At 66.1% G+C, this 15,364-nt stretch carries 12 protein-coding genes and 1 pseudogene; 4 read left to right on the top strand and 9 right to left on the bottom strand.

The window, feature by feature from the left end:
• Positions 1–19: 19 nt before the first annotated feature.
• Both ACYX4P_RS10830 and yaaA read right to left on the bottom strand, forming a co-directional pair.
• Positions 20–862 (bottom strand): 3-hydroxybutyrate dehydrogenase, encoded by an 843-nt coding sequence (locus ACYX4P_RS10830; protein ID WP_248116396.1) that lies wholly within the window; start codon positions 860–862, stop codon positions 20–22.
• A gap of 54 nt (positions 863–916) precedes the next feature.
• A complete protein-coding gene (yaaA, locus tag ACYX4P_RS10835; RefSeq protein WP_248116398.1) occupies positions 917–1,687 on the bottom strand; it encodes a peroxide stress protein YaaA in 771 nt (256 codons plus the stop codon).
• Positions 1,688–1,791: 104 nt separating this feature from the next.
• Between yaaA and ACYX4P_RS10840 the strand changes: the two are divergent.
• Positions 1,792–2,122: pseudogene (locus tag ACYX4P_RS10840) on the top strand (transposase); the annotation flags it as partial.
• Between the two features lie 70 nt (positions 2,123–2,192).
• Here ACYX4P_RS10840 and ACYX4P_RS10845 read toward each other — a convergent pair.
• The 4 genes from ACYX4P_RS10845 to metC all read right to left on the bottom strand — a co-directional run bounded on the left by ACYX4P_RS10845 (position 2,193) and on the right by metC (position 8,273).
• Positions 2,193–3,599: an FAD-binding oxidoreductase gene (locus tag ACYX4P_RS10845; RefSeq protein ID WP_248117253.1), complete on the bottom strand. Its 1,407-nt coding sequence runs from the start codon at positions 3,597–3,599 to the stop codon at positions 2,193–2,195.
• A 54-nt stretch (positions 3,600–3,653) separates the two neighbouring features.
• Positions 3,654–5,663 (bottom strand): DNA topoisomerase IV subunit B, encoded by a 2,010-nt coding sequence (locus tag ACYX4P_RS10850; protein ID WP_374323117.1) that lies wholly within the window; start codon positions 5,661–5,663, stop codon positions 3,654–3,656.
• Between the two features lie 61 nt (positions 5,664–5,724).
• Complete coding sequence (locus ACYX4P_RS10855) at positions 5,725–7,071, bottom strand: O-antigen ligase family protein (RefSeq protein WP_248116401.1); 1,347 nt, start codon at positions 7,069–7,071, stop codon at positions 5,725–5,727.
• A 23-nt stretch (positions 7,072–7,094) separates the two neighbouring features.
• A complete protein-coding gene (metC, locus tag ACYX4P_RS10860) occupies positions 7,095–8,273 on the bottom strand; it encodes a cystathionine beta-lyase (protein WP_248116403.1) in 1,179 nt (392 codons plus the stop codon).
• 78 nt (positions 8,274–8,351) lie between these two features.
• Here metC and ACYX4P_RS10865 point away from each other — a divergent pair, with 78 nt between their 5' ends.
• Together ACYX4P_RS10865 and ACYX4P_RS10870 are read left to right on the top strand one after the other, a co-directional pair.
• Positions 8,352–9,443 (top strand): amino acid ABC transporter substrate-binding protein, encoded by a 1,092-nt coding sequence (locus ACYX4P_RS10865; RefSeq protein WP_292046310.1) that lies wholly within the window; start codon positions 8,352–8,354, stop codon positions 9,441–9,443.
• Positions 9,444–9,476: 33 nt separating this feature from the next.
• Entirely contained in the window at positions 9,477–10,832 is a 1,356-nt protein-coding gene (locus ACYX4P_RS10870) for a dicarboxylate/amino acid:cation symporter (RefSeq protein WP_248116405.1), read from the top strand.
• A 5-nt stretch (positions 10,833–10,837) separates the two neighbouring features.
• Here ACYX4P_RS10870 and sseA read toward each other — a convergent pair whose 3' ends face one another.
• Genes sseA through ACYX4P_RS10885 form a run of 3 tightly spaced genes read right to left on the bottom strand, consistent with a single transcriptional unit; the run spans position 10,838 to position 14,365 of the window.
• Positions 10,838–11,662: a 3-mercaptopyruvate sulfurtransferase gene (gene sseA / locus ACYX4P_RS10875; protein WP_248116407.1), complete on the bottom strand. Its 825-nt coding sequence runs from the start codon at positions 11,660–11,662 to the stop codon at positions 10,838–10,840.
• Entirely contained in the window at positions 11,659–12,879 is a 1,221-nt protein-coding gene (locus tag ACYX4P_RS10880) for an SAM-dependent methyltransferase (RefSeq protein WP_248116410.1), read from the bottom strand. The genes sseA and ACYX4P_RS10880 overlap by 4 nt, the downstream gene beginning before the upstream one ends.
• A 31-nt stretch (positions 12,880–12,910) precedes the next feature.
• Complete coding sequence (locus tag ACYX4P_RS10885; protein ID WP_312572918.1) at positions 12,911–14,365, bottom strand: cryptochrome/photolyase family protein; 1,455 nt, start codon at positions 14,363–14,365, stop codon at positions 12,911–12,913.
• 92 nt (positions 14,366–14,457) lie between these two features.
• Here ACYX4P_RS10885 and kdsA point away from each other — a divergent pair, with 92 nt between their 5' ends.
• A complete protein-coding gene (gene kdsA, locus ACYX4P_RS10890; RefSeq protein WP_248116414.1) occupies positions 14,458–15,354 on the top strand; it encodes a 3-deoxy-8-phosphooctulonate synthase in 897 nt (298 codons plus the stop codon).
• Positions 15,355–15,364: the final 10 nt, after the last annotated feature.

A 15,364-nucleotide genomic window follows, 5' to 3' on the forward strand; every position in this document is an offset into this window, starting at 1 on the left:
CGCCCCTGCCTGTCAGACCCTATTGCGCGGTCCAGCCGCCGTCGATGGAGAAGCTGGCGCCGTTGGCCGAGGCGCCCAGGTCGCTGACCAGATAGAGGAACATCCCGGTCAGTTCCTCGGTCGTCACGAACCGTTTGGTCGGTTGGGCGGCCAGGATCACGTCGGTCAGCACCTGCTCCTCGCTCATGTTGCGTGTGCGGGCCTGGTCGGCGATCTGTTTCGACACGATGGGGGTCTCGACGAAACCGGGGCAGATGGCGTTGCAGGTGATGTTGTCGCGCGCCAGTTCCAGCGCCACGGTCTTGGTGAAGCCGACGATCCCATGCTTGGCCGCCACATAGGCCGACTTGAACGGACTGGCGACCAGGCCGTGGGCCGAGGCCATGTTGACGATCCGACCGCGCCCCTGCGCCTTCATGATCGGGATGGCGGCGCGCGTGGCGTAGAAGGCCGAGGACAGGTTGATGGCGATAATCTTCTCCCACTGATCGGCAGGGAAGTTCTCGACGGATTCGACATGCTGGATGCCGGCGTTGTTGACCAGGATGTCCAGCCGACCAAGCTCGCGCTGCGCAAAGGCGACCATATCTGCGATCTGGTCGCCTTGGGTCATGTCGGCGGGATGATAGAGGACGCGCCGCCCGGACGAGCCTTCCAGATCGGCGCGGGCGCGTTCGATTTCGAGCGGATCGCCCAGGCCATTCAGCACCACGTCGCCGCCCGCCGCCACCACCGCCCGCGCCAGTGCCAGACCGATGCCGGAAGTCGAGCCGGTGACGACCGCGACCTGACCGGACAGGTCGCCGATCTGGCGAAGCAGCGAGGCCTGATCTTGGGTCGAGGAGTGAGGCCGTTCTGACATGGGTCCGCCCTTTATGATCTTTCGGTCGAGACTAGCGGCATGACGCGCCGTTGATCAAGAATTTCGCGACCTGATGAATATCCAGTCGCTGCCGGTCGATGCGGCCTTGTCGAAACGGTAGCCGTCGCGGTCGAAAGCCTTCAGATCCTCGACCCGTTCCACCCGCTCGTCGATGGCGAAACGGGTCATGGCGCCGCGCGCCTTCTTGGCGAAGAAGGAGACGATGCGGGTCTCGCCGTTTTTCTCCTCGCGGAACTGCGGCGTGACGACCGGCAGGTTCAGCGCCTTGGCGTCCACGGCGCCGAAATATTCCTGGCTGGCCAGGTTCACCAGGGTGGGATCAGCCTGATCGGCCGCGTCCGCGTTCAACTGTTTGGAGATGCGGTCGCCCCAGAAGTCGTAGAGGCTGTTGCCGCGCTGGGTCTTCAGCCGCGTACCCATCTCCAGCCGATAGGGTTGGATTCGGTCAAGCGGACGCAGCAGCCCATAGAAGCCGGACAGGATGCGGACGTGCGCCTGGGCGAAGTCCAGGGCCTTGGCGTCCAGCTCACGCGCCTGAAGCCCCTCATAAACATCGCCGGCGAACGCGAACGCGGCCTGGACGCCGCCGGTCGATTCGGGCTCGAAGGCCTTGAACCGCTCGACGTTCAGGGTCGCCAGATCGTCGGAAATCCCCATCAACCGGCGCAGATCAGCCTTGGTCTGCAACCGGGCGGTCTTGGCCAGACTGTCGGTGTCTTCCAGAAAGCGGCGGTCAGAGCCGGGCAAGGCCGGGTCGGCCGGGGTGAAGTCTAGTCGCTTGGCGGGGGAAAGAACGATCAGCAAGGCAGCCTCCGTGACAGCGCGGCTGACATAAGCCGGTTCGCACACGATTTGAACCGGGCGCAGCCGCTAAGCCGGGCGCGCCACTACCGCAAGGTATGCGACCGGTCAGCGACTACATCGGCGCTGCCGCTCTTCTGGACAGCCTGCCACGCGCCCAGTGGCTTCTGGGAGACCGGGGCTACGACGCCGACTGGTTCCGGGACGCCTTGCAGGCCAAGGGGATCACGCCGTGCATCCCAGGCCGCAAAACCCGCACCGAACCGATCCGCTACGACAAGCGCCGCTACAAACGGCGCAACCGCATTGAGATCATGTTGGCTGCTACGCGCCGCCCTTCGGGTCGGCAGGCTGAAAGACTGGCGACGGGTCGCCACGCGCTATGATCGCTGCCCGAACGTCTTCCTGTCCGCCATAGCCCTCGCGGCCACCTTCTAGCTATGAGTCCTGAGCCTAAGCTTAGCCTTGCGGCATTTAATTGGAATTGAATGACAGGGATGATCGCCGATCAGAACAGGACAGCGGGGTTCATTATCCGCCTGGGATCAATCGCGAGGCGGATGGCAGCCATTGTTTCGATTTCGAGCGGCGTCTTGTAGCGTTTGACTTCATCGGTCTTGAGCCGGCCGAGCCCGTGTTCGGCCGAGATCGAGCCGTCGTAGCGCGCGACGACGTCGTGGACGACCTGGGAGCCTTCCTTCCAGCGCCCGATGAAGGCGGGGATATCCTGACCGACGCCCGGCAGGATGTCGTAGTGCAGATTGCCGTCGCCGACATGGCCGAAGACTGAGATTCGCGCGCCCGGATGGAAGCGTTCGACGGCGGCGGAGGCTTCGTCGATGAAGTCGGCGATGCGGCTGATGGGGACCGAGACATCGTGTTTCCAGCCGCCGCCCTCAGGCTTGAGCGCCGCAGAATGTTCTTCGCGCAGACGCCAGAAGGCGGCGCGCTGGGCGTCGTTCTGGGCTAGGGCGGCGTCGTTGATCAGGCCTTGTTCGAAGGCGGCCTCAAGCAGCCGTTCAAGCTGGGCCTCGGCGCCGCCGGGCGTGCCTGAAGCGATCTCGATCAGGACGTACCATTCGGGGGTCGACTCCAGCGGTTCCCGGGTGTCGGGGATGGTCTTGAGCACCAGCTCCATGCCAAGGCGCTTCATCAGTTCGAAAGCCTCCACGCCGCCGCCGGTCTCGGCCTTGGCGCGGGCCAGAAGTTCTACCGAGGCGGCTGCGGTCTCCAGACCGACAATGGCCACCGCGCGCGACCGCATGATGGGAAACAGCTTCAGTGTGGCGGCTGTGACCACGCCCAATGTGCCCTCCGCGCCGATAAAAAGATGTTTGAGATCATAGCCGGTGTTGTCCTTGCGCAGCCGCTTCAGGCCGTTGAAGACCTCGCCATTTGGCATGACGGCTTCGACCCCCAGCACCAGATCGCGCATCATGCCGTAGCGCAGAACCTGGGTGCCGCCCGCATTGGTCGAGATCACGCCGCCGATGGTTGCCGATCCCTCGGCCGCCAGGCTGAGCGGAAAATAGCGGCCCGCCGCCGTCGCCGCCTGTTGCGCCTCCAACAGGGTCAGACCGGCCTCGACCGTCATGGCGTCGTCCAGCGGGGTGACGTCGCGGATGGCGCGCAACTTCTTCAGCGACAGCAGGACTTCGCCGAAGGGAATCTGGCCGCCGACCAGGCCGGTGCCGCCGCCCTGGGGGGTGATGGCGACGCCCTCGCGCGCGCAGATGGCCACGGCGCGGGCGACCTCCTCCGTCGAACGCGGGGTCAGCAGGATCGGCGTGTTCCCGGTCCAGCGATTGCGCCATTCGGTCAGGAAGGGCGCGACGACGTCGGGGTCCTGGGTCCAGCCGCCGGAACCCAGGGCGGCCTTCAGGTCGTCGAGGACGGCGGATGAGGGGGCGGTCATGCTCATGCCTCCTTGTGTCAGGCGTCGCCGTGCGTTGGAAGGGCCGCGATGGCGTCAGACGTCCAGTTCTTCCTTCACGAACTGCGCGTTTTCCTGAATGAACTGGAAGCGGGCGTCGGCGCGCTTGCCCATAAGCCGTTCGACCAGATCCTCGACGCTGGATTCCGCGTCGGGAACGGTGATGCGCGCCAGGGTCCGCTTCTTCGGGTCCATGGTGGTTTCCTTCAGCTGGGACGCCATCATTTCCCCTAGGCCTTTGAAGCGGCCGATCTCGGTCTTCTTGCCCTTGAAGACGGTGGCCAGCAGTTCATCGCGGTGGGCGTCATCGCGGGCGTATTCGCTCAGGGGGCCGGCGGATATCCGATAGAGCGGCGGCAGGGCCATGAAGACGCGGCCTTGACGGATTGTCTCGGGCATGACGCGATAGAAGAAGGTGATCAGCAGGGCGGCGATGTGGGCGCCGTCCACGTCGGCGTCGGTCATGATGACGATCCGCTCATAGCGCAGGTCATCGATGTTGAAGCGATTGCCGGGCTGGACGCCCAGGGCCAGGGCCAGATCGGACAGTTCGACGTTCTGGCGCAGCTTGTCGGCGGTGGCCGAGGCGACGTTCAGGATTTTGCCGCGCAGCGGCAGGATGGCCTGGGTCGTGCGGTCGCGCGCCTGTTTGGCCGAGCCGCCGGCCGAATCGCCTTCGACGATGAACAGTTCGGTGCCTTCGGCGGCCTGACGGCTGCAGTCCGACAGCTTGCCCGGCAGGCGCAGCTTGCGGGTGGCGGCGGCGCGCTGGACCTCCTTGTCCTTGCGACGGCGCAGGCGGTCCTCGGCGCGGTCCACGACGAAACCCAGTAGGGCGTTGGCCTGTTTGGGGCTTTCGGTCAGCCAGTGGTCCAGCGGGTCGCGCAGAAGCTGCTCCACCAGACGCGCGCCTTCGGGCGAGGACAGGCGGTCCTTGGTCTGACCCTGGAACTCGGGATTTCTGATGAAGACGCTGATCAGGGCGCCGGCGTTGGCGATGACGTCTTCGGCGGTGATGATGCCTGCGCGCTTCTCGTTGGTCAGCTCGCCATAGGCCTTTAGGCCCTTGACCAGGGCGGCGCGGAAGCCCGCCTCGTGCGTGCCGCCATCCGGCGTCGAGACGGTGTTGCAGTAGGACTGGATGAAGCCGTCAGACTCACCGAAACCGATGGGCGACCAGGTGACGGCCCATTCAAAGGCGCCGGCCTCGCCCTGACGTTCGGCGCGGCCGGCGAAAGTGGGGGTGACGGTCTCAAGCTGGCCGATGCGGTCGGTCAGGGCGTCGGCCAGACCACCGGGGAAGTGAAGCAGGGCCTGGGCCGGGGTGGCGTCGGTGATCCGGTCCGGCGCGCAGGTCCATTTGATCTCGACGCCGCGGAACAGATAGGCCTTGGACCGCGCCATGCGGAACAGGCGGGCGGGCTTGAAGGCCGCGCCCATGCCGAAGATTTCGTCGTCCGGCTTGAACCGGATCAGGGTGCCCTTCTTCTTCGACGGCTGGACCTGCAGGATGGGACCAAGGACGTGGCCGCGCGAGAAGGACTGCTTCCACTCAAACCCGTCGCGCCAGACGGTGACGTCCAGATGTTCCGACAGGGCGTTCACGACAGAAACGCCGACGCCGTGCAGACCGCCAGAGGTTTCATAGGCCTTGCCCGAAAACTTGCCGCCCGAGTGGAGGACTGTCATCACCACCTCCAGCGCCGACTTGCCGGGATGTTTCGGGTGGGGATCGACCGGAATGCCGCGCCCGTCGTCGCGCACCGACAGATAGCCCTCGGCGTCCAGGTCTACGGTGATCAGTTTGGCGTGGCGGGCCACGGCCTCGTCCATCGCATTATCGAGGACTTCGGCGAACAGATGGTGCAGAGCGCGTTCGTCGGTGCCGCCGATATACATGCCGGGGCGTTTGCGGACGGGTTCCAGCCCCTCCAGCACTTCGATCGACGAAGCGGAATAGCCGGTGGCGGCCGCCGTAGTCGCCGTGGCTTGAACAGCGGGCGGCGCAGGCGTGGGGACCACCGCGGGCGCAGTCTGAGGCTGCATCGCCGCAGCGGGCTGCGACGCCTTTTGAGGCGGCTCGGGTTTGCGAGCTTCGGGTTCGTCGTCAAAAGCGAAGAGGTCGGCGGCCATTCACATAGTCTGAGGCGATTCGGGGCCGGTTCTGGTAGGCCCGCAAAGCCGGTCGAGCAAGCGGCGCGCGCACGGGCGGCGGATCGAAGGTTACGGCGCGCGTCAGAATGGCCAGCATCAGCGACCAAGGCAGGCTGGCGTGGTTCAGCAGCACGCTTTCCGACAGGCTGAGCGCGATAAAGACCGACAGATAGCCGACGCTCCAATAGCCTTCGCGCGCGCCCAGGCCGTTGGTGCGGGCCAGGATCATGACGACGGCGATGACGATCAGGGCCCCGACTGCTATCGCGCCGGGCCAGCCCAACTGGACCAGAAGGTCGATCCAGCCATTGTGGGCGCTGGGTACGGGCCACTGGGTCTGGATGCGGATTTCGCGCGCCGGGACCGAGTCCACGCCCCAGAAGGCGCTGAAGCCGTATCCGGTCCAGGGGCGTTCGGCCACCTTGCGCATAAGGGCCTCCCAGATCAGGGTTCGTCCGGTCAGGGAAGGGTCCTTTCCCAGGGCCTGGAGGATGGAGGCCGAGGCGACGTGCCACGCCCAGCCGCCGCCGACAATCCCGACCACAGCGGCCCACAAGGAGACGATAGTCACGGCCGCGCCCCCCTGCTTCAAGACCCACCAACCGCCCACCATGCCGACGCCGATCATCAGGCACAGCAGGGACGTCTTGGACTGGGTCGCCAAGACCAGCAGGGTCGTCAGGGCCAGCGTCAGCAACGCGGCCCAGGGCTTGCGTCCGTTGGCGGCGATCTGGTCGGCCGCCAGACAGGCCGCCGCCGAAACGGAGCCGACGACCATGACCAGGCCCATCTGGTTCTTCTCGTACCACAGGCCGCGCCAGAGACCGGCGTTGTCGAACTGGTGCACGCCCACCTTTGGATAGGCGAACACCATGATCAGACTGCCCACCGCCATCACCAGACAGGTGTGCATCAGGACGCGCGGCAGGGCGGCGCCGCGAAACACGGCCCCCAGATAGACGGCGAAGGCGCTGTTGATCGCCATGGCGATGACGCGGCGATCCGTGACCTCTGGATCGATCGACCAGTATTGAGAGACGTAGGCCAGGGCGACCAAGGCGCCGACCATCAACCAGGCAGGCCAGGCGCGGATCGCCTTGTCGAAGCGGAAGACCAGAAGGCCGGCCGTGACGGCGTAAACCGGCAGCCAGATCAGTCGCAGCACCGGCGTCTCGGCCTGGTCCGGCGCGATCACAGGCGCGATCAAGGCGCCCGTAAGCATGAAGACGACGAAGCCTGCGGCCAGCTGCTCCCACAGCGGCGGCGAATCATTCGGGACCTGGGCTGGCGATGCGCGCACGAACGGACAGTCCGTTGTCGCGCTTAAGGAAGGGTGAGCGCGGCGCGGAAGGCGCCCAGGCCGACCTCCAGATCGGCGATCAGGTCGGCCGGGTCCTCCAGCCCGATGTGCAGCCGGATCAGTTCACCCTCAAGCTTCGGAGGATGGGCGCGATAGGCCATCTGGTGCGTCTCATGCGTGATCAGGCTTTCGAACCCACCCCAGGAATAGCCCAGGCCGAACAGGGTCAAGGCGTCCAGAAAGGCCTCGCCCGCCGCCGGGTCGCCGCCCTTCATCACCACGCTCATCAGGGAGGCGGCGCCGGTGAAGTCGCGGGTCCAGAGGTCATGACCGGCCGCGCCGGGCAGGGGCGGATAGAGAACGCGCGAAATCTCGGGGCGGGCCTGAAGCCACTCGGCGACCCTCAGGGCCGAACGCGCCTGTTCGGCATAGCGCAGCGGGAGGGTGCGAAGGCCCCTTAGCGCCAGCCAGGCGTCGTCGGGCGAGACGTGCCAGCCCAGATCCTCGATGGCGTCGGCGATGGCGCGGCGGCAGGCGGGGGCGTTGACGGCGATGCCGCCCATCAAGACGTCGGAATGGCCGCCGACATATTTCGTCACGGCCTGGACGCTGACATCGACGCCCTGGGCGAGGGGACGATAGGCCAGGCCCGCCGCCCAGGTGTTGTCCATGATGGTCAGCACGCCCCGCGCGCGACAGCTAGCCGCCACCGCCGCCGCATCGACCATGTCAAAGGTCAGGGACGCGGGCGATTCCATCAGCACAAGGCGCGTCCGGTCGCCCACCGCCGCGATTATGGTCGCCGCATCGGCGTCGGCCGGAAGGAAGCGGGTCGTGACGTCGCGCGCGGCCTGATAGCGGCTGAGGAAACGTCGCGTGGGGCCATAGAGGGCGTCGGTCGTCACCACCTCGTCGCCGGGTCGCAACAGGGCTAGAAGCGGAACGGTGACCGCCGCCAGACCCGAAGGGACCAGAAAGGCTTCGTCGGCGCCTTCAAGGTCGGCCAGGGCGCGACGCAGCTGACGCGCCGCGTTGGTTCCCGACAGGCCGTAGGTCGGACCTTCCGTTTCGTCGCGCATGACGGCGGCGGCGTCGCTGAGCATTGTTGAGGCGCGTTCCAGCGGCGGATTGACGGGGCGGCGGCCCTCACCCCGGCGCGTGGCGGAGGCGATCAGGCGGGTGCGGTCCGAATGCGTCGGCATGGGGAATCCATGGTTGCGGTTCAGGGCCTAAAGGCCTCTAAAGCCTGCATGGGCGCAAGCGGCGAGGGACCAAACGCGATGCGGTGCTGGATGATCGGGACGATGGCCGTGGTGCTGCTGGCCGCCGGCTGTGGACGCCAGGATGCGTCGCCCGCCGCCCCCGAAACCGCCGCGGCGCCTTCAGCGAGCGGCCCCGCCGCCCTGCCTGAAAGCCCGACCGTGAAGGCGATCAAGCGTCGCGGGCGACTGAACTGCGGCGTTCACCAGGGGCTGGTCGGCTTCGCCTATACCGACAATCGGGGCCAGTGGCGTGGGTTCGACGTGGACTTCTGCCGCGCGACGGCTGCGGCGGTGCTGGGCGACGCTAATGCAGTGCGGTTCGTGCCGCTGTCGGCCGCCGACCGGTTCGCCGCCCTGAACGACGGGCGGATCGACGTGCTGTGGCGTAACTCGTCATGGACGATGACCCGTGACGCGGGGGAGGGCTTTGTCTTCGCGGGCGTCAACTATTACGACGGTCAGGGTTTCCTGGTCCGGCGCTCGCTGAAGCTGAACAGCGCGACGGAGCTGACGGGGGCGCGAGTTTGCGTTCAGTCCGGTTCGACCTCCCAAGCCAACGCCGCCGACTATTTCGGATCGCGCGGCATCGAATACCGGCCTGTGGTCTTCGATACCGAAGAGGCGGCGCGCGACGCCTACAACCGCGAGGATTGCGACGCCTTCAGCGCGGATATCTCGGCTCTGGCCGCGGCGCGTACAGTGCTGAGCAACCCCACCGAACATGTGATCCTGTCGGACGTGGCGTCCAAGGAGCCGCTGGGGCCGGTGCTAAAGGTAGGCGACGAGCGCTGGGCCGCGACCGTGCGATGGACGCTGAACGCCTTGATGCTGGCTGAGGAACTGGGCGTGACGCGCGAGGGCGCCGACGACCTGGCCAAGACCGCGAGCGACCCGCGTGTGCGGCGATTGCTGGGCGCGGAGGGCGATTTCGGCCCGATGTTGGGGCTGTCCAAGACCTGGGCCAGGGATGCGGTCTCGGCGGTTGGGAACTATGGCGAGATCTTCGAGCGGAATCTGGGTTCGCAATCGGCGCTCGACCTGGACCGCGGTTTGAACGCACAATGGAACGCGCGTCCAGCCGGCTTGATCTATGGGCTGCCGATCCGATAAGCGCCGAAAGCAGCATTGCTTCCTGGGGGAAATATGACCGAGACGAAACGCGGCCTCGCGCTGCATTGGCTGATGCTGATCGGCTTTTCCGTGGGATTGGTCGGGGGGCTTTTGGTCAATCTGGCCGTCGGCGCCGATACGGCTTGGGTCGTCTGGCTGACGGACAATGTGACTGGACCGATCGGTCAGATATTCCTGCGCCTGCTGTTCATGATGGTGATCCCGCTGCTGTTCTCGGCCCTTGTGGTCGGGGTGGCCGAGATGGGCGACCTCAGCGCCCTGGGCCGCGCGGGCATCAAGACCCTGTTGCTGACCATCGTGGTGTCCAGCATCGCCGTGGTCATCGGCCTGGTGATGGTCAATGTCTTCCAGCCCGGTCGCGGGGTCGATCCGGCGGTGGCGCAGCAACTGCTGGCCCAGGGCAAGGACGGGGCGGCCAGCATCGTTCAGACCGGTCGCGACAGTTCGATCCAGCTGGGCGACTTCTTCCTGGACCTTGTGCCGTCCAATGCGGTCACCGCGGCGGCGGAGAACGCCATCCTGCCGCTGATGGTCTTCGCCCTGTTCTTCGGCATCGGCCTGGTCATGGCCAAGAGCCCGGCGACGGATCGGCTGCAGGAGGTGATCCAGGGGATTTTCGAGGTCTCCATGACCCTGATCAACCTGTTCATCAAACTGGCTCCGCTGGCCATCGCATGCCTGATGTTCAACCTGGCGGCCCTGTTCGGGTGGGATCTGCTGGTCCGGCTGGCGGCCTTCGTCGGCGTCGCCGTAGGTGCGATGGCGATCCATATGTTCGTGGTCTATCCGCTGGTGATCTGGCTGCTGGCCGGGCGTTCGCCTATCGCCTTCTTCAAGGGCGTGCGCGAACCGATGGTGGTGGCCTTCTCGACCGCCTCATCCAACGCCTCGCTGCCCGTGTCGCTGAAGGCGGCGGAGGAGCAGCTGAAGCTGCCGCGCAAGATCGCCCGCTTCGTCCTGACCGTGGGCGCCACCGCCAACCAGAACGGCACGGCCCTGTTCGAGGGGGTGACGGTGCTGTTCCTGGCCCAGTTCTTCGGCATCGACCTGACGATCACCCAGCAGGTGGTGGTGATGCTGGTCTGCATTCTAGGCGGCGTAGGGACGGCGGGCGTGCCGGCCGGCTCCCTGCCGGTGGTGGCCATGATCCTGGTGATGGTGAAGGTGCCGCCCGAAGGCATCGGCCTTATCCTGGGCGTGGACCGTTTCCTGGACATGTGCCGCACCACGCTGAACGTGACCGGCGATCTGGTGCTGGCGACCGTTGTGTCGCGCGGCGAGGTCGATACCTCGGACGCACAAGACCTGAACGCAGCGGAGGGCCTGCCTGGCGCGGCTCGACGCGGCCTGACACACGAAACGGCCTGAAGGGATCAGTCGGTTTGGACGGGCGTGTCCATGCGCCCGCCCCATTCCGACCAGGAGCCATCGTACAGGCGCGACGGCCGGCCCAGTTCGGCTAGGCCCAACGTCAGAACGGCGGCGGTCACGCCAGAGCCGCAGGTGGTGATCGCGGGCCGGGCCAGATCCACCCCGGCGTCGACGAAGGCTTGGGCCAGGGCGTCACCGGGCTTCATCTTGCCGTCTGAATCGAGCAATTGGCCGAAGGGCAGGTTGAGAGCGCCCGGCATATGGCCGCTGCGAACGCCAGGGCGTGGTTCGGCCGCCTTGCCCGCGAACCGGCCCGCGCTCCGCGCGTCGATGACCTGAGCGTCCCCCTTAAGCGCGTCTCGAACATCGTTCAGCCCGGCGACGGCGGATGGCGCCTCGATTGCATCGAACGCGGCGGGCTGGGCGGCAGCGTCGCCTTGCTCCAGCGCAAACCCACGAGATCGCCACACCGGCAGGCCGCCATCCAGAACCCGCACGTCGCGCGCGCCCATGGTCCTGAACATCCACCAGACGCGGGCCGCCGAGAACAGACCAGCCGTGTCATAGATCACGATCAGGTCGTCCGCCGCCACGCCCAGCGCGCCGACCGCTTCGGCGAAGGCCGTTGGCGTAGGCATCATATGGGGTAGGGGGCTGTCGCGGTCCGACACGGCGTCCAGGTCGAAGAAGACGGCCCCCGGAATATGCGCCTGCTGGAAATCGGCGCGCGCGTCGCGGCCGTCCAGATGCCAGCTGGCGTCCACGATCCGCAGATTGGGCTGGCCCAGCCGGTCCGCCAGGTCCTCGACCGAGATCAGAAAGCTCATGCGCGCGCCAGGGTCAGTTGGATCACATCGGTGCGGGCCGAGCGAAAACCCGCCTCGCAATAGGCCAGGTAGAAGCGCCATAGACGTCGGAAACGTTCATCGAAACCGCGCATGCGGCTGATGTCGCTCCATGCCGCCTGGAACCGCTCGTCCCAGAGCTTGAGCGTTTCGGCGTAGTCTTTCCCGAACCGCTCCACCGCCTGCCAGGTCAGGCCTGCAGCCTTTGTCACCGGAGCGAGACGCTCTTCGGACGGCAGCATTCCGCCGGGGAAAACGTATTTCTGGATGAAGTCGGTGCGGGCGTTGTATTCGTCGAACAGGGCGTCCTGGATGGTGATGATTTGAAGGCCCGCCACGCCGTTAGGGGTCAGGACATCATGAATCTTGCCGAAATAGGCGGGCCAGTATTCCTTGCCGACCGCCTCGAACATCTCGATGGAGGCGACACGGTCGAAGCGGCCCTGAACGTCGCGATAGTCGATCAACCGGATGTCGGCGCGTTCCGACAGCCCGGCGTTCGACAGTCGGGCCTTGGCGAAGTCGTGCTGCTCCTTTGAAATCGTGATGCCCGTGACCCTGGCGCCGATGTCGCGCGCCACGAACTCGGCGAAGCCTCCCCAGCCGCAGCCGATCTCCAGCACGGTCATGCCGGGCCTTATGTCCATCATCCGGGCCAGGGCGGCGTATTTCTCGCGTTGGGCGGCCTCAAGCGGTTCGCCCGCACGGCCGAAGCGAGCCGAGGAATAGGTCATCGAGCCGTCCAGCCAACTGGCGTAGAAGGTGTTGCCCAGGTCGTAGTGGGCGTGGATATTCTTTTTGGACCCGGCGCGGCTGTTGCGGTTGCTGCGATGAGACAGCCAGTTGACCGCCATCATCAGCCAGTTGCCGTCGAATAGGCGGCGGATGTGATCGTAGTTGTCGACCAGCGTCTCCAGCAGGGAGGCCAGGTGCGGGCTGTCCCATTCGCCGGCCATATAGGCCTCGGCGAACCCGATGTCGCCGGCGGCAAGGACGCGGCGGGCGAAGCGGTAGTCCTTGACGTTCAGAATGCCGCAGGGCCCCGGCCGGTCGCCCTGCAGGACATGCACCTCGCCGTTCGGCAGTTGGACGGTCAACCGGCCGAAGGTCCAGTTCCTGGCCAGCAGGCGCAGCATCATCGCAAACACGCGAGGGGTCTGGCGGAAGACGGTTTCGAGATCGGCGCTGGCGACGCTCATGCATAGACTTTCGGCTTGGAGGACATGTCGGTCAATCGCGATCGCTTGGATCGTCGCCGCGACCGGTGACGGTTTTTAGAGCGTCGAGCGCGCGGGCGCGGGCCTTCTCGTGCTCGACGATGGGTCTGGGATAGTCGTGGCCCAGACGCACCCCCGCATCGCGCAGCACCTCGGCCGGCGCCGTCCAAGGGGCGTGAAGCCAGCGGTCGGGCAGGCGGGCCAGTTCGGGAACCCAGCGACGCACATAGCCGCCTTTAGGATCGAACTTCTCGCTCTGGGCCATGGGATTGAAGATGCGGAAATAGGGCGAAGCGTCGGCGCCCGAACCCGCGACCCACTGCCAGTTCTGCACATTGCTGGCCAGGTCGGCGTCCACCAGAGTATCCCAGAACCAGGCCTCGCCTTCGCGCCAGTCGATCAGCAGATGTTTGATCAAGAAGGAGGCGACGATCATTCGCACGCGATTGTGCAGCCAGCCGGTGGTCCAAAGTTGGCGCATCCCGGCGTCCACGAGCGGATAGCCGGTTCGGCCGCATCGCCAAGCCTGTAGACCTTTTGGGTCGTTGCGCCACGGCATGGCGTCGTATTCGGGCCGGAAGGCGCGATCGACGATGTAGGGGAACTGATGCAGCAGATGGGCCGAAAACTCGCGCCAGCCGACTTCGGCGACGAACTTTTCAGCCTCGGCGGGTGAGGCCTTGCCGACCTCGGCGGCCTGGCGGGCGCGTTCGATGGCGCGCCACGGACTGATCTCGCCCCAGTGCAGATGCGGGGAAAGGCGGCTGGATGCGGGACGGTCGGGAAAGTCCCGATCCTTCGTATAGGTCGCCAAGCCGCCGGCAAGGAAGGTCGACAGCGCCTCCAACGCGCCCGCCTCGCCCGGGGTCCAGTCGAAGCCGCCGGACCAGTCGGGGGATGTTGGATGCAGGCCCCAGTCGTCCAAATCGTCGCTGGCGATCCGCTCGGGCGTCTCGATTCGCCGTGGACCTGTCGTGTGCGGGGGCGGCTCCGACGTCGAAAGCAGCGTTTTAAGAAAGGGGGTGAAGACCTTGTACGGGTTGCCCGATCCGTTCAGAACGGCGCCCGGCCGACACATCAGAGTTCCGTTGAAACCCCGGCATTCGACGCCGTCGGCCTTCAAGGCATGGGCGATCTCCGCGTCCTGTTCGAAGGCTTCCGGCTCGAACAGGCGGTTCAGGAATACGGCGTCGGAGCCGGTTTCCGCGATCAAGGCCTGCAAGACGGCCGCAGCGCGGCCACGGCGCAGGATCAGGCGCGTTCCGCGATCCTTCAGCGTGGCGTCCAGGGCGCGAAGGGACTTGTTGAGCCACCATTGCGACGCCGCGCCGATAGGCCGGTCGTAATGGTCTTCCAGAATGAAGATCGGCAGGATGGGCCGACCCGTCCCGGCCGCATGGTTAAGGGCTGGATTGTCCTGAAGCCGCAGATCGCGCCTGAACCAGAGAATGACAGGCTTATTGGCCAAGCAGGCGAACTCCGTGATAACTTGCGCCCATCGCCGACGAGCGCCAACTGATGGCCTCAGGTTTGCGGCAGTCACGCACGCAGACCCTCTAAATGCAGAAAGCCGTACCCGTGAGCCGACCCAACGCTGTCATTACGTTGTCCGAAGGTCTTCGGACGCCTGTCGTCATCGGCGGCGGCGCACGAATCGCCTTCATCGCGGGACCGTGCCAGATGGAAAGCCGCCAGCACGCGCTGGAAACGGCGCACCAACTGAAGGAAATCGGCGAGCGGCTGAACGCGGGCATCATCTACAAAACCAGCTTCGACAAGGCGAACCGCACCAGCGCCAGCGCGGCGCGCGGGATTGGCCTGAAGGACGCTCTGCCGATCTTCGCCGAGATTCGCGATGTCACCGGCCTGCCGACCCTGACCGACGTCCATTCCGAGGCCCAGTGCGGGCCGGTGGGCGAGGTGGTGGACGTGCTGCAAATCCCCGCCTTCCTAAGCCGCCAGACCGATCTGCTGCTGGCCGCCGCCGCCACGGGCAAGGCGATCAACATCAAGAAGGGTCAGTTCCTGGCCCCGTGGGACATGAAGAATGTCATCGCCAAGGTCGTCGGCGCGGGCAATCCGAACGTCATGGCCTGCGAACGCGGCGCCAGCTTCGGCTACAACACCCTGGTCAGCGACATGCGGGCGCTGCCGGTGTTGCGCGACATCGGCTGCCCGGTCGTGTTCGACGCGACCCACAGCGTCCAGCAACCAGGTGGACAGGGCACGTCGTCGGGCGGTCAGCGCGAATTCGTGCCGGTTTTGGCGCGCGCCGCCGTCTCGGTGGGCGTGGACGCCGTCTTCATCGAGACCCATCCCGATCCCGACCACGCGCCCTCGGACGGCCCGAACATGGTGCCGCTGGGTCAGTTCGAGGCCCTGGCCGCGCAACTGATCGCCTTCGACGACCTGGCCATCAAGCTGGGAGCCAAGGCGCCGGTGGCGCGGGCGGCGTGAATCCTTTAGG

Source organism: Brevundimonas sp. ABV4_179, assembly GCF_056311945.1.